The following is a 15,030-nucleotide window of genomic DNA, read 5'->3' as shown; positions in this document are numbered from 1 at the left end:
AAAAGGGCGCGATACCGGTGAAAGTATCGCGCCCCAATTACATCAGCAAAACCTAGCCGAAGCTTCGGATCATTTCATGATCCATCTGCGGCATCATGTTGGTGTTCAGGTGATACATCACCCACAGCGAACCGGCGATGGCAATCGCCACGATCACAAGGGTAAAGATCAGCGCCAGCATGTTCCAGCCGCCTTCGGACTTGGTGTTCATGTGCAGGAAGTAGACCATATGGACGACAATCTGCACGACACCAAGGCCCATGACCCAGGCCGCGGTTGCCACCTTGCTGTCAAGAACTCCATCCATCACCAGCCAGAACGGGATGGCGGTCAGGATTACCGACAGGATGAAGCCGATCAGATAGCTGTTGAAGGTGCCGTGGCTGGCACCGTCAGCATGATCATGACCGTGATGGTCATCATGTGCATGAGAATGCGTGCTCATCCCAGAACTCCCAACAGGTAAACAACGGAAAAGACGCCGATCCAGATCACGTCAAGGAAGTGCCAGAACAGCGAAAGGCACATCAAACGACGCTTGTTTTCGACGATCAGACCACGCTTGGCAACCTGAACCATCAGGGTGACAAGCCAGATGATGCCAAACGTCACATGAAGCCCGTGCGTCGCAACCAGCGTGTAGAACGACGACAGGAAACCACTGCGCATCGGTGTGGCGCCGAGACTCCAAAGATGATGGAACTCGTAAATTTCCAACCCGACGAAGGCAACACCGAACAGGCCGGTAATCGCCAGCCACATCTGGGTTCCCTTGATGCTGCCCTTTTCCATCGCCAGCATGGCAAAGCCATAGGTGATCGAGGAAAACAGCAGCATGGAGGTGTTGATCGCAACCAGTTCCAGATCAAACAGATCCACCGGTGCCGGCCCGGCCGCATAATTGCGGCCAAGCACGCCATGAGTTGCAAACAGGATCGCAAAGATGAGGCAGTCGCTCATCAGATAGAGCCAGAAGCCAAGCATCGTCCCGTTCTGCGGGTGATGCTCTTCCTTCAGATAAAAGACCGGCGCTTCGGTCTGAGAGGCAGTTGTATTCGCCATTGTCATTCCCTTACGCCTGCTGCTTTGCCAAAAGGGCGGTACGCTCGTCTTCGGTTGCGACAACTTCGCTGGCCGGGATGTGGTAATCGCGGTTGTAGTTGAAGGTGTGCGCAATCGCGGTACCGATCAGGGCGATGAAGCTGACGGCGACAAGCCACCAGATATGCCAGATCAGCGCGAAACCAAGGACAAGCGACATACCGGCAAGGATCGCACCGGCACCGGTGTTTTTCGGCATGTGAATGTCGAGGAAACCGGAAGTCGGACGCACAAAGCCGCGTTTCTTCATATCAGCCCAGGCATCAAGATCGTGAACGACCGGGGTGAAGGCAAAGTTGTATGCCGGGGGCGGCGACGAGGTCGACCATTCCAGCGTACGGCCATCCCACGGATCGCCCGTTTCATCACGCAGTTCTTCACGCTTGATGAAGGACACGACCAGCGACATCAGGAACGATGCAATACCGATGGCAATCAGAACCGCACCAAAGGCAGCAATGATGAACCAGATTTGCAGCGAGCCGTCATCGAAATGGTTCATGCGGCGGGTAACGCCCATCAGGCCAAGAACATAAAGCGGCATGAAGGCGAAATAGAACCCGACCAGCCAGAACCAGAAGGACATTTTGCCCCAGAACGGGTCAAGCTTGTAACCGAACGCCTTCGGGAACCAGTACACGATACCGGCAAACATCCCGAACACCACACCACCGATGATGACATTGTGGAAATGCGCAATCAGGAACAGGCTGTTATGCAGCACGAAGTCTGCAGGCGGAACCGCCAGCATCACACCGGTCATGCCACCAATCACGAAGGTCAGCATAAAGCCCATCGTCCACAGCATCGGGACGTCAAAGCTGATGCGGCCCTTATACATGGTGAACAGCCAGTTGAATATCTTGGCCCCGGTCGGGATCGAGATGATCATCGTGGTGATACCAAAGAAGGCGTTCACACTGGCACCCGACCCCATGGTGAAGAAGTGATGCAGCCAGACCAGATAGGACAGGATGGTAATAACGATCGTTGCGTAAACCATCGAGCTGTAACCGAACAGGCGTTTGCGGCAGAAGGTCGAAACCACTTCCGAAAATACGCCAAATGCCGGCAGGATCAGGATGTAAACTTCCGGGTGACCCCAGATCCAGATCAGGTTCACATACATCATGGCGTTACCGCCAAGATCATTGGTGAAGAAGTTCGTGCCGACATAACGGTCAAGCGACAGCAGAACCAGAACTGCGGTCAGAACCGGGAAGGCGGCAACGATCAGGATGTTGGTGCAAAGCGCGGTCCAGGTGAAGACCGGCATTTTCATCATCGACATGCCCGGTGCGCGCATCTTGACGATGGTCACAATCAGGTTCACGCCCGACAACAATGTACCGACACCGGCAATCTGCAAGGCCCAGATATAGTAATCAACCCCGACCCCCGGACTGTAAACAATGTCCGAAAGCGGCGGATAGGCCAGCCAGCCGGTTTTGGCAAACTCGCCAACAAACAGCGAGATCATCACCGTGATCGCACCCGCCGCCGTCATCCAGAAGCTGAAATTGTTCAGGAACGGGAAGGCAACGTCACGCGCTCCAATCTGAAGCGGCACGACGAAGTTCATAAGCCCTGTCACCAGCGGCATCGCCACGAAGAAGATCATGATCACGCCGTGGGCGGTAAAGATCTGGTCGTAGTGATCGGGCGGCAGATAGCCAGCAACATCGCCAAAGGCAATCGCCTGCTGGGCACGCATCATGATCGCGTCGGCAAAGCCGCGCAAAAGCATGATCAGGGCCAGAATGATATACATGATACCGATCTTTTTATGATCGATAGATGTAATCCATTCATGCCACAGGTAACCCCACAGTTTGAAATAGGTCAGCGCGCCAACAACGACGATACCACCCAGAACAACCCCCGCGAATGTCACAGCCAGGATCGGCTCGTGGAACATCGGGAAGGAGTCGAGTGAAAGCCGGCCAAATATAAAATGCAAAAGGTCCGGATTTGAAAACATCGGATTACTCTTCTTTTCGATGCGGCAACGCACCGGCCAGGCCGGTGCGCAAGCCGCGAAGGGCCGGTCGACTTACATCAACCGGCACTGCTTCAGAACCCTGTCGATACGCTGGCAGGAACGGGGCTGAACCGGCTGTCTTCAGACCCGTTTTCAAACAGCGGGATCGAAGAAATTTCCTGGCTCAGACCGCCTGTCGGCGTCGTGCAAAGCGTTGCCACGAATGATTCGGTCAACGGCAAAGGCTGGCTGCCACGTTCGCGCGGGGTGTCGTATGTCAGCGACATAACGTTATAGATACCCGCAAGTCCGCCACCGCCATTTTTGTCGATATGCATCATTTCGTTCATGCACATTTTCGACTGATCGACGCACATATTCAGGATGGCCGTGTACAGTTCCGGATCGACATTACCGAAATAGTGGACCGGTTCCGCAATGCTTGGCTTTTCAAGTTCCAGATATTCCGAACGGCCCAAAGTGGCGCTATCGGATTTGACCTTGGCAACCCAGTCATCAAAGCCTGCGTCGCTCAGCCCATGGAACTTGAAGCGCATATGCGAGAAACCCTCGCCACTATAGTTCGCCGAAAACCCGTCATAGACGCCTTCCTCGTTGATCACGGCATGGAGCTTGGTTTCCATACCGGCCATCGAATAGATCATCCCGGCCAGTGCCGGAACATAGAAGGAGTTCATGATCCCCGAAGAGGTGATTTTGAACTGGATCGGCGTATCAATCGGTGCGGCCAGCTCATTGATGGTCGCAATCCCTTGCTCGGGATAGATGAACAGCCATTTCCAATCGAGGGAAACGACTTCTACCACCATCGGCTTGTGATCTTTCTCAAGCGGACGTTCCGCATCGATACGATCCAGCGGGCGGTATGGGTCCAGGGTGTGCGTACTGACCCAGGTGATCGCACCCAGCGCGATAATGATCGCAAGCGGGGCGGACCAGATGACAATTTCCAGCTTGGTGGAATGGTGCCATTCAGGATCGTACTCTGCATCCTTATTGGATTGACGATATTTCCAGGCAAAGAACACAGTCAGCGCCATCACCGGAAGGATGATGATCAGCATCAGGATCGTGGAAACAACGATAAGGTCGGCTTGCTGTGACGCAATATCGCCAGACGGATCCATCACGACCAGATTACATCCGGTCAGTAACGTGAACACAGAAGCAATTGCGACGCCGCGTGCAAGTTTTGAGAGCATGCGCTTCTACTTTGTCAGTCTCTGGAAGATGTTCTCACAAGCAACCATATGCTTGCGAGCCGCATAACCAGCCCACCGGACCGGCACACGTCGTACCCCAACCGTAGCGGCATATAGGAATTAAAATTCCAAACTTCCACGGAAGAGACACAAATTTGGCGAACTTTTTTCTTAAAGATCACCAGCAGAAAATTTCGCTCACTAGCTATAGCTGCGCCGCAACAATGTCAAGCAGGCCGCCAAACATCGGCTGGTGTTTATGATAATTATCAAAAAGCTGTAAACCATGCGTTGTGCAACGCAACACAATAATTGACACTGACGTTTGCAATTCACATGTCTATAATTAGACTCGATCCAATCAAGATGGCCAATCAAGATGGGTCCAATGAGAAGCAATGAAGTCAGATAATTAGGGAGACAGGCGTGAATCAACCCACTCATACCTTAGCGACCTCCACCTCCTCTGGACTGGAACGCGACGCACGCCAACACTCGGCTGGCACAGTCAACGACCCCGGACAGATCGCGCTTGGCGTGATTATCGGCCGGTCATCGGAGTTTTTCGATTTCTTCGTTTATTGCATCGCCTCTGTGCTGGTGTTCCCCCAACTCCTGTTCCCCGGCGAAAGCGCGATCGTCGGTACCATCCATTCCTTCTTTATATTCTCGCTGGCTTTCATCGCCCGCCCGATCGGGTCCCTCGTCTTCATGACAGTGGACCGGCGCTATGGCCGCGGCACAAAGCTGACGGTTGCCATGTTCCTGCTGGGCGGTTCAACCGCCGCGATGGCCTTTTTGCCAAGCTTTGACAGTGCGGGCATGTTTGCGATCTATCTGCTGTGCGTGCTTCGCTTTACGCAGGGGCTGGCACTTGGCGGTGCATGGGATGGTCTTGCCTCCCTGCTGGCACTCAACGCGCCTGATAATCGTAAGGGCTGGTATGCCATGATGCCACAGCTTGGCGCACCGCTTGGCTTCATTCTGGCATCCTCGCTGTTTGCCTACCTGATCCTGACCCTGTCGCCCGAGGATTTCCTCGCATTCGGCTGGCGCTATGCCTTCTTTGTTGCCTTTGCGATCAACGTGGTGGCGCTGTTTGCCCGTCTGCGTCTGGTCGCAACGTCCGAATTCGGAAGCCTGCTTGAAAAGAACGAATTGCAGGCCGTCCGTGTCCGCGACACCATCCGCCATCACGGCCGGACCGTGCTTCTCGGCGCGCTTGTGCCACTCGTCAGCTACGCGCTTTTCCATCTGGTCACTGTCTTCGCGCTTAGCTGGGTCGTGCTTTACACCCCGGCCAATCCGGGGCAGTTCCTGTTGACCCAGGGTGTCGGTGCGGTGCTTTGCGCGCTTGGCATTATCGCATCGGGCTTCATTGCCGATCAGATCGGCCGCCGCCGCCTGCTGGGATATTCGGCAGCCATCATCGCGGTCGGTGCGCTCCTGACCCCGCTGCTTTATGCCTATAACATCATCAATGAAGGCATGATCGTTCTGGGCGGTTTTGCGGTTCTGGGTCTGTGCTTTGGTCAGGCGGCCGGGACACTGGCATCGAACTTCAAACGTGAATATCGCTATACCGGTTCGGCCCTGACATCCGATCTTGCGTGGTTGCTCGGTGCCGGCTTCGCCCCGCTGATTGCCCTTCTGCTCTGCGTGGCTTATGGCCCGATTGGCGTTGGGGCGTATCTGCTTTCGGGGGCGGCGGTCACTCTGCTCGTCCTGCATTTCAACAAGCAGTTCGGACAGAAAAACACCGACTGATTGATCTTTACCCTATGTGAAACGAAACACCCCCGGCAGTCATCTACCGGGGGTGTTTTTGTTAAAATCGGACTATCAGCTGTAATTCGACGGGAACAGTGCCCGTTTGGCAACGTCATCCATTTCCGATTTGAAGGCATGGTCACTGCCAACCTTGCGTGCCCGTTCCACCGCAGGGCGGGTACAGATGCCCTGATACCATTTTTTTAGGTTCGGATAAGGATCAAGCGGCGCATCATTTTTCATGACGAATGCCGCCCGCTCGATCCAGCCCCAAAGTGACATATCGGCAATGGTGTAACTGTCACCGGCAACAAATTCGCGCTGGGCCAAGTGATCATCCATCACCTTGTAATGGCGTTCGATTTCCTTGCGATAGCGGTTCACACCGTAATCGTTGCCCGCCGGTGCCACATGCTGAAAATGCACCGCCTGCCCGGAAAACGGGCCAAGGCCCGATGCAATGAACATCAACCATGACAGCAGTTCACCGCGATCTTCCGCCGTACCAAGGAACTTTCCGGTCTTTTCTGCCAGATAAATCAGGATGGCGTTTGAATCAAAAACGCGGGTTTCCTTGCCACCCGCCCCGTCGGTGTCAACAATCGCCGGGACCTTGCCATTCGGGTTGATTGCCAGGAATTCCGGGCTGTGCTGTTCGCCTTTTTTGGTGTCGACCGGATGGATTTCATAAGGCAGACCAGATTCTTCAAGGAAAAGCGAAATCTTGGCCGGGTTCGGGGTCGGGTGGAAGTAAAAGCGGATCATCGGGGTCTCCTGATAAGGGCGCGAAACCGTATTTTTCGCCTGCCCTTGAATTATGGAACGATCAGTTTAAATTGACGTATCAGAAACGTGTTGGCAAGGTCATAGTTTGAGATGAGCCACACATCATGAAAGTCAAAGGAGGCTTCGCCCCATGATTGATCTTTATTACTGGCCAACCCCGAACGGCCACAAAATCACGCTTTTCCTTGAAGAAGCGGGACTTGAATACAAAATCCATCCGGTCAATATCGGTGCCGGGGATCAGTTCAAACCGGAATTCCTCGCCTTTTCGCCCAATAACCGCATGCCTGCGATCATTGATCAGAACCCGGCAGATGGCGGCGATCCGATTACGGTTTTTGAATCCGGTGCCATCCTGCAATATCTGGCGGAAAAAACCGGCAAGTTCCTGCCGACCGATGTGCGGGCCAAGAAAACCGTGATGGAATGGCTGTTCTGGCAGATGGGCGGGCTTGGCCCGATGGCAGGTCAAAACCATCATTTCAGCGGTTACGCGCCGGAAAAAATCCCTTATGCCATCACGCGCTATGTCAATGAAACCAACCGCCTTTACGGTGTACTGAACAAGCGCCTTGATGGCCGCACTTTCATCGCCGGGGACGATTATTCGATTGCCGATATGGCCTGCTATCCGTGGATTGTCAGCCATGAAAAACAGCAGCAGGACCTGAATGATTTCCCCAACCTGAAACGCTGGTTTGAAAACATCCAAGCCCGCCCGGCAACCATCGCGGCCTATAAGGCCGGCGAAGGTCTGCGATCTGGCGAGATGAGCGAAGAGGACAAAAAAGTCCTGTTCGGCCAAACCGCCAGAAGCACCCAAAACACCTGATCCAATTTGTTATGCGCAATGCCCCTGCCCGTTCGGGCGGGGGCATTTAAAACCGGTTGCATCGTAATCCCAAACCCAATAAATGTTATGTTATAACATAACATTTAAAAGGAGCCATCATGCAACGCCTTCCTGTTACGGTTTTGTCCGGGTTTCTCGGTGCGGGCAAAACCACCCTGCTTAATCATGTGCTGAACAATCGCGCCGGGCTGAAGGTCGCGGTAATCGTCAATGATATGAGCGAGGTCAATATAGATGCCGACCTGATCCGCGATAGCGGGGCAGCACTTTCGGCAATGGATGAAAAGCTGGTTGAAATGACCAATGGCTGCATCTGCTGCACGCTGCGTGACGATCTTTTGATCGAGGTCCGCCGTCTGGCCGAGGAAGGCCGGTTTGACTATCTGCTGATCGAATCAACCGGCATATCCGAACCGCTACCAGTCGCCGCGACATTCGACTTCCGCGATGAAAACGGCCAGTCGCTGGGCGATATCGCCCGGCTCGATACCATGGTGACGGTTGTTGATGCCGCGCGCATGATTGCCGATTACAGCAGTACCGATTTCCTTAATGACCGGGGCGAAAGCCTTGGCGACGATGATGATCGCAGCATCGTCGATCTTCTGGTCGATCAGATCGAATTTGCCGATGTGATTGTGCTGAACAAACTTGATCTGATTGGTGCAGACGAACGCAAAATCGTTCTTGGCATCATTCGCGCACTCAATGCCGATGCCAAAATCATCGAAACCGATCATGGCCGGGTTGATCCGCATGAAATCCTGAATACCGGGCTGTTTGATTTCGACCGCGCGCAGGATCATCCGCTTTGGGCCAAGGAACTATATGGCTTTGCCGATCATGTGCCCGAAACCGAAGAATACGGCATCAAAAGCTTTACCTTCCGCACGCCTTTGCCGTTTCACCCCAAACGTTTTTACGATTTCATCCATTCCGAATGGCCGGGCATCATCCGCGCCAAGGGGCATTTCTGGATCGCCACCCGCCCGAACTGGGTTGGCGAAATCAGTCAGGCCGGTGCCGCGGTAAAGCACGAAGCCCTTGGCACATGGTGGTGTGCGGTACCGCGTGATCGCTGGCCCGACAACAATGAATGGCGCGATAAGGTGCTGTCGAACTGGGATCCGACTTTCGGCGACCGTCGGCAGGAAATCGTCTTTATCGGCCTTGCCGATCAGATGAACGAAGCAACCCTTCGCGCCCGCCTTGCCGCCTGCCTGATTGACGAGGACGCGGCATTGGACGCCGGAATCTTTGAACCCGACCGCTATAAATCCCTGCCTGATCCGTTCCCGGTTTGGGGCCGCAAAGCCGCAGCTTAAAAAAAAACCGCCAGCCTTTCAACAAGGCTGGCGGCAATAATGTCCCTTGCGAACCGACCGCTTAGGCGCTTCGAACCTCGGCCAGGAACGCTTCGACGGCATCATTCAGAACCGCCGCCTGACGTCCAAGTCCTTCGGCAAGGCCAAGCACCTCGTTCGAAAGCTTTTCAGCATCATCCGCGGCCGAAGAAACGCCCGTGATGTTTTCCGAAACATCACGGGTGCCATGTGCGGCCTGCTCGACATTGCGTGCGATTTCCTGGGTTGCGGCACCCTGTTCTTCAACGGCTGCTGCAATCGTGGTTGTCGCACCGTCAAGACGGCGGATGGTTTCGGCAATCTCGGCAATGGCCGTTACCGCGTTGGATGTCGCAACCTGAATATCACCGACCTGGGATCGGATATCCTCGGTTGCGCGTGCGGTCTGGTTGGCAAGGTTTTTGACCTCGTTGGCCACCACGGCAAAGCCTTTGCCTGCATCACCGGCTCGCGCCGCCTCGATGGTAGCGTTAAGCGCCAGAAGGTTGGTCTGTTCGGCAATATCGGTAATCAGCGAAACGACCTCGCCAATCTGGTTTGCCGCCTCGGCCAGCAGTTCGATCTTCTGGTGGGTGTCTTCGGATGTGCGAACCGCACCATTTGCAATGGAAGATGATTGCGCGACCTGATTGCTGATTTCCGCAATCGAGGCACTCAATTCCTCGGCTGCCGATGCAACGGTTTCCACGTTGCTCGACATTTCCTGCGAAGCCGCGGAAACAATGGTCGAACGCTGTCCGACCTGTTTAGAGGTATCGGTCATCGCATTGGCGGAATGCTGCATGTTACCCGATGCCTGAATAACCTGTGCAACCACCTGCCCGACGCTGGCCTCGAAACTGTCGGCCATTTTGCGAAGTGCGGCGCGTTTTTCTTCCTCGGCAACACGCTCCTGCTCTTCACGCGCTTCGCGCATTTCTTCCATTTCGATTGTTTTCGATTTGAAGATATCCATGGCGCGGGCCAGATCGCCGATCTCGCTTTTCTGATCGGTATATTTGACGTCGATCTTGTGATCGCCCTGCGACAGACGCAGCATGTTTTCCGAAATGGCATAAAGCGGACGGGTAATGCCCCGGCTGATCATCAGCGAAACACCGACAACCGCACACAAGACCGCCAATGCCACCAGTCCCATCACCAGCATGCTCTGCATGAAGACAGCATTCACATCATCAATGTAAATACCGGTGGCAACAACCCAGCCCCACGGCTTGAACGCCTTGACGAAGGAAAGCTTCGGACGGAGCTTGTCAGACTTTGGCACCTGATAGGTATAATCGACAAAGCCCTGCCCCTCTTCTTTGGCGACACGGGCGAATTCGCGATAATGGTGTTTACCCGATCCATCAACCGCATCACTCAGATTCTTGCCAACAAGATCCTTCTTGATGTCATGGATCAGAACCACCGGCGTGTAATCAAACACAAAGAAATAGTTGGTTTCGTCATACCGAAGGGCCGCCACCGCCGCCTTGGCCGCATTTTGCGCCTGTTCGGTGGTCATTTCGCCGGACTGTTCCATTGCATGGAAATGCCCAATCAGGCTGATTGTTGATTCAACCAGATTTTTGGTTTTTGCCTTACGATCTTCAAGCATATTGCTGCGCAATTCGGTCAGACCGAACGCCCCAACCAGCAGTGCCGCAAGGATCGCCCCCGCGACGATGATCAGCATTCGCGTGCCGATCTTCATTGAATTCAGATTGAACATTTCCATCCCCATAAGCCAGTGCCTAATCGTTGCCAACATGTTGGCAACGTTTTGTTCTTTTCAAGTATCCCACCACCAGCGCACCGTATTTTACATTTCCGGCAGAGGGAATAATCAGATTATAGCAAGCGCATACAATATCCAGACATGTTTCAGCTGTGATACTAATCACTTATGCGGCTATATTTATTGTGACTTCATACCCGCGTGGACTCCCTCCCCTTGCGGATAAGCCTTCTGGTCCGATCTATTGGATGTCCAATGGCAAACAGGGATAAAACCATGACCAATCAAACCGGCACCATCTTTAACCCCAATCACCGCACGCGCGTTTTTGCGCTGATTGCATTCATGGTGCTGTGTCTGATCATCTCGGCAGCAGGCGGGGCCGTCACGGCAACCAGCGTCCATGACTGGTATCCGACACTGGAAAAGCCGTTTTTCAATCCGCCAAACTGGCTGTTTGGTCCGGCATGGAGCCTGATTTATTTCCTGATCGCTTTTAGCGGCTGGCGCGTCTGGCTTAAACGCGGGATTTACGGTGCAAAGGGCCCCTTTGCCATCTACGCCGCCCAACTGACCCTGAACCTTCTGTGGTCATTCCTGTTTTTCGGGGCGCAGTCACCATTTCTCGGGCTGGTCGATATCATCCCGCTTCTGATCCTGATCATCATTAATTGCGCGATGTTCTGGCGGATTGATCGTCTGGCGGGGATGCTTCTGGTGCCCTATGCATTGTGGGTTGGCTTCGCTACATTGCTCAACGGATCGATTTATTTTCTTAACCCCTGAAACACTCCTGAAACCAAAGGGCTTTTGAAATTCGACCGAAATCCGCCATTGCGAAATGACGGTCAGAATCCTACGTCGGGCACATCTTAGCGTGCATAAAACCGACTGAGGAGGCCCAGATGAGCATTGCAGCAAAGGAAATCCACCTTTTACATTACCCCGATGGCGTTCCCACCACGGAAGACTTCGCGGTAAGAGACAGCGCCCTGCCAAATCCGCTTGACGGGGAAGTCCTGATTGAAAATATCTGGATGTCGGTCGATCCCTATATGCGCGGTCGCATGACCAAACGCAAAAGCTATATCCCGCCGTTCGAACTGAATGCCCCGCTTGAAGGCCACGCGATTGGCCGGGTCATGCAAAGCCGCGACCCACGCTTTGCCGAAGGGTCGCTTGTTACCTCGATGACCGGCTGGCGCAGCCATGCACTGCTTGAACGTGATTACCTGCATCCCATCCCCGATATGCCTGATATTCCGCCCGAAAAGTTTCTGGGCGTGCTGGGCATGCCCGGTATGACGGCATGGGTGGGGTTGAACCGGATCGCCAATTGCAAGGCGGGCGATACCGTCTTTGTTTCCGCCGCCGCCGGGGCGGTTGGATCTGTGGTTTGCCAACTCGCCAAAGCCAAGGGATGCCGGGTTATCGGATCGACCGGTGATACGGAAAAGGCAAAATGGCTGCGCACCGAATTGAACGTTGATGCGGTAATAAATTACCGCGATACCGACGACCTTTCAGGAAGCCTTGGCGAAGTCGCCCCGCAGGGCATTGATGTTTATTATGAAAATGTCGGCGGCGCGCATCTTGAGGCCGCCCTTGATCATATCAATACTGGCGGGCGGATTGCCGTATGCGGCATGATTTCAAACTATAATGACAAATCCCCGCAACCCGGCCCACGCAACCTGTTCAGGTTAACGACACAACGCGCGAAGATGGAAGGCTTCATCGTTAGCGACCATTGGGGCAGTTACCCCGATTTCGTACGCGAAGGGGCTGATCTGGTCCGAAGTGGGCAGCTCAAAAGCCGTGAAACCGTGATCGAAGGGCTGGAAAACGCCCCCGAGGCCTTTATCGATCTGTTCAAGGGTAAGAATACCGGCAAGATGCTGGTTAAACTCGCCGAGTGATCCGCCATAGAAGCCCTTAAAAAAACAAAGCCCCGCCAAATCAGAATGAGCGGGGCTTTGTCGTTGGGTTCATGCTCTCAATACGCTGGCGTTCCGGCACCGTCGGCATCCGCTGCTTCTTCGGCTTCTGCGGCTTTAACCGTCTCGACATCGCCAACCGGGGCAACATTATCCATGCCCAACCTACCGACAGACGGCAGACGCAGGGCCGGGCGATTGAAATCAATGCCAAGGTTAAGACCCAGCAGGTTCAACTCGATCCCTTCTTCAAGACCAATGGAAAAACCAAGCAGCCCCAAAAGATTGGCCTGAATGCCCTGACCACTGGATGACAATCCGACAGGATCGGTGATCGCACGGAAATCCTTGCCAATCGCGTTCGCCGGCATATCAAGATCAAGGTCGGGCACGCTGCGCCCGATATGGGCTACAAAGGTGTTGCTGTTTGGCCCCGGATAGCTGCGATACTGATCCGGATAGGGATAATCCTTGATCGCGGCTTCGATCTGATCAATCAGATCATCCACACCCTCGCCGCGATGATCGGCAAGAATTTGTGGTTCAGATCCAAACCACAGGCCATCGGGCAACGCATAGTTCTTGCGCACCACATTGCCCCCGCCCCAGCCAACAACGTCATATCGCGTGTAACTGGTTTCACCGGCCCGCTTATAGATGATCCACGGATGAACCGCGAAATAACCGCGCCAGCCATAGGTATGGGCCGCCATGACCTGCACAATCGCAATATCGGCATTTGCCACCGGATCGGCGGCAACGCCCGATGAATGTCGCGGCGCATTACGCCATGTCTGGCGTTTTTCGGCCTTTTCGGCGGGCGGATCCTGCGCAAGGCTGATGCCAAACGGCAGCACAAGCATCGCCAGAAGGCCCAGAATGAAATTTCTGCCTTTTCTCACCAATCAATCCTGTCAGATGTCACGTTTCATTAATGTTACGATGTGAAACGACAAATAAGATCAAAAAATGGCAATTGGTTTGCAAAGCAGCATCAAAAAACGGTGAGACTTTGCGACAATTCTGCGACAATTGCCTTGCGCGCCCTTATGGCCACGCGGCAAAGGTATGGTCGCGTACCCGTTCCTCAGCCCGGCGCAGTCGGCGGTAAGCGCCCGGTGCCTCGCCCATGTAACGTTTGAAAAACCGGCTGAAATAGGTCGGATCACGAAAACCAAGCCCATAGGCGATCTGCGCGACCGCCAGCGGACTTTGTTCCAGCCGCATGCAGGCTTCGCGAATGACCCGCTCATGCACGAGTGTCAGGGGCGGCTTTCCGGTCGCCCGCATCACTGCCGACCCCAGCCGCCTCTCGCTGACGCCAAGGGCCTTGGCATAGTCGGCAATGTTCCAATGTTCGCGAAAATGCAACTCCAGCACCTGCAAAAACCGCTGAAACGTGATCGATCCGGGGCGATGTTTATCGCGCTGTTCGATCATCCCTTTGGCCAGTCGCAAAACCATCGTCAGGATGATCTGAAGATGCGCACCAACCACGATCCCAGCGCCAAGCCCATTTTGCATAAGCTCCGCCCGGATCGCATCAAAGCTGCGCGCAAGTAACGCCAGGTTATTACTGCCCTCCGCCGGGGTGACGTTATGAACCGTATCGGCGGCAAACCGTAACGGCAGCCCCCCGCCCGGCACTGGCGGCACACTTGTGCCGGTTGAACCGCCCCCGCAATGGCGTGCCACCAGATCGTCCGCCACCGACAGCAGATAGCCATCCGCCCCGGCATTGACGGATATCGCCTGCGTTTCGCCAAGCGGCAACCACACAAGTGCCGGGGCATGACAGTCAATCGTGCCCTGACGCAACCGGATATGCGCCCGCCCCGACAGCATCAAAACTGCATGGCACCGGTCCCGACGTGCCCGGTCATTCATCACCCAGTCCTGGGACGACAATGCATGATCAAAACGGTACATCACTGCCTGTGTCGTGACCGGCACCGGATCACCGAACGGTTGGATGCCAAACGCTTCCGGGTATTGATTTTTTGCAATCACCGGCGAAACCATGCCTTTTTGATCCTGAAACATTCCAAATGGTTATATGTAAAATAGTACAATTTTTCGTCTTAAAATGTCAATTTGACCATCTTTACATCGGAACGCTTACAGCGCTTACTAATATTGCGGTCAAAGCAACCGCCAATAACAACAAGACATATTGAACAATGCGTTTCCGTTATTTTGCACATGCGAGTAAACGGACAGGAGGATACGTCACATTTTTACTTTGAACATCAAAGTAGATAACAGATTTTCTGTATCCATCTTCCTGAGGTAACG

At 54.2% G+C, this 15,030-nt stretch carries 13 protein-coding genes; 5 read left to right on the top strand and 8 right to left on the bottom strand.

What is annotated here, in order from left to right:
- Positions 1-52: 52 nt before the first annotated feature.
- The 4 genes from BC440_RS14240 to cyoA all read right to left on the bottom strand — a co-directional run bounded on the left by BC440_RS14240 (position 53) and on the right by cyoA (position 4,305).
- Positions 53-445 (bottom strand): cytochrome o ubiquinol oxidase subunit IV, encoded by a 393-nt coding sequence (locus tag BC440_RS14240; RefSeq protein ID WP_007090743.1) that lies wholly within the window; start codon positions 443-445, stop codon positions 53-55.
- Complete coding sequence (gene cyoC / locus BC440_RS14235; RefSeq protein ID WP_007090742.1) at positions 442-1,062, bottom strand: cytochrome o ubiquinol oxidase subunit III; 621 nt, start codon at positions 1,060-1,062, stop codon at positions 442-444. Before cyoC ends, BC440_RS14240 begins: the two co-directional genes overlap by 4 nt.
- Before the next feature lie 10 nt (positions 1,063-1,072).
- Positions 1,073-3,082 (bottom strand): cytochrome o ubiquinol oxidase subunit I, encoded by a 2,010-nt coding sequence (cyoB, locus tag BC440_RS14230; RefSeq protein ID WP_071240321.1) that lies wholly within the window; start codon positions 3,080-3,082, stop codon positions 1,073-1,075.
- Positions 3,083-3,174: 92 nt separating this feature from the next.
- Positions 3,175-4,305: a ubiquinol oxidase subunit II gene (cyoA, locus tag BC440_RS14225; protein ID WP_037992314.1), complete on the bottom strand. Its 1,131-nt coding sequence runs from the start codon at positions 4,303-4,305 to the stop codon at positions 3,175-3,177.
- Positions 4,306-4,731: 426 nt separating this feature from the next.
- On the opposite strand from cyoA, the gene BC440_RS14220 reads away from it, so the two are divergent.
- Entirely contained in the window at positions 4,732-6,072 is a 1,341-nt protein-coding gene (locus BC440_RS14220) for an MFS transporter (protein ID WP_007090739.1), read from the top strand.
- 75 nt (positions 6,073-6,147) lie between these two features.
- Here BC440_RS14220 and BC440_RS14215 read toward each other — a convergent pair whose 3' ends face one another.
- Positions 6,148-6,840, bottom strand: coding sequence for a glutathione S-transferase family protein (locus tag BC440_RS14215; RefSeq protein ID WP_071240320.1), 693 nt, complete (start codon positions 6,838-6,840; stop codon positions 6,148-6,150).
- 151 nt (positions 6,841-6,991) lie between these two features.
- Here BC440_RS14215 and BC440_RS14210 point away from each other — a divergent pair, with 151 nt between their 5' ends.
- Both BC440_RS14210 and zigA read left to right on the top strand, forming a co-directional pair.
- The gene (locus tag BC440_RS14210; protein ID WP_063093520.1) at positions 6,992-7,693 is read left to right on the top strand and encodes a glutathione binding-like protein; all 702 of its coding nucleotides are present in this window, start codon (positions 6,992-6,994) and stop codon (positions 7,691-7,693) included.
- 119 nt (positions 7,694-7,812) lie between these two features.
- Positions 7,813-9,039, top strand: coding sequence for a zinc metallochaperone GTPase ZigA (gene zigA, locus BC440_RS14205; protein WP_071240319.1), 1,227 nt, complete (start codon positions 7,813-7,815; stop codon positions 9,037-9,039).
- Between the two features lie 61 nt (positions 9,040-9,100).
- Here zigA and BC440_RS23640 read toward each other — a convergent pair whose 3' ends face one another.
- Positions 9,101-10,792: a cache domain-containing protein gene (locus BC440_RS23640; RefSeq protein WP_040060594.1), complete on the bottom strand. Its 1,692-nt coding sequence runs from the start codon at positions 10,790-10,792 to the stop codon at positions 9,101-9,103.
- Positions 10,793-11,074: 282 nt separating this feature from the next.
- On the opposite strand from BC440_RS23640, the gene BC440_RS14195 reads away from it, so the two are divergent.
- Both BC440_RS14195 and BC440_RS14190 read left to right on the top strand, forming a co-directional pair.
- Positions 11,075-11,584 (top strand): TspO/MBR family protein, encoded by a 510-nt coding sequence (locus tag BC440_RS14195; protein WP_071240318.1) that lies wholly within the window; start codon positions 11,075-11,077, stop codon positions 11,582-11,584.
- Between the two features lie 119 nt (positions 11,585-11,703).
- Complete coding sequence (locus BC440_RS14190; protein WP_071240317.1) at positions 11,704-12,717, top strand: NADP-dependent oxidoreductase; 1,014 nt, start codon at positions 11,704-11,706, stop codon at positions 12,715-12,717.
- Positions 12,718-12,794: 77 nt separating this feature from the next.
- Here BC440_RS14190 and BC440_RS14185 read toward each other — a convergent pair whose 3' ends face one another.
- Together BC440_RS14185 and BC440_RS14180 are read right to left on the bottom strand one after the other, a co-directional pair.
- A complete protein-coding gene (locus tag BC440_RS14185; protein ID WP_037991963.1) occupies positions 12,795-13,637 on the bottom strand; it encodes a DUF3750 domain-containing protein in 843 nt (280 codons plus the stop codon).
- Positions 13,638-13,782: 145 nt separating this feature from the next.
- Entirely contained in the window at positions 13,783-14,757 is a 975-nt protein-coding gene (locus BC440_RS14180; RefSeq protein ID WP_071240316.1) for a helix-turn-helix domain-containing protein, read from the bottom strand.
- Positions 14,758-15,030 lie beyond the last annotated feature (273 nt).

The organism is Thalassospira sp. MIT1004, from assembly GCF_001858545.1.
GTDB classification, from domain to species: domain Bacteria; phylum Pseudomonadota; class Alphaproteobacteria; order Rhodospirillales; family Thalassospiraceae; genus Thalassospira; species Thalassospira xiamenensis.
The sequence above is the reverse complement of the archived record's forward strand: the minus strand, read 5'-3'. Positions and strand labels throughout refer to the sequence as shown.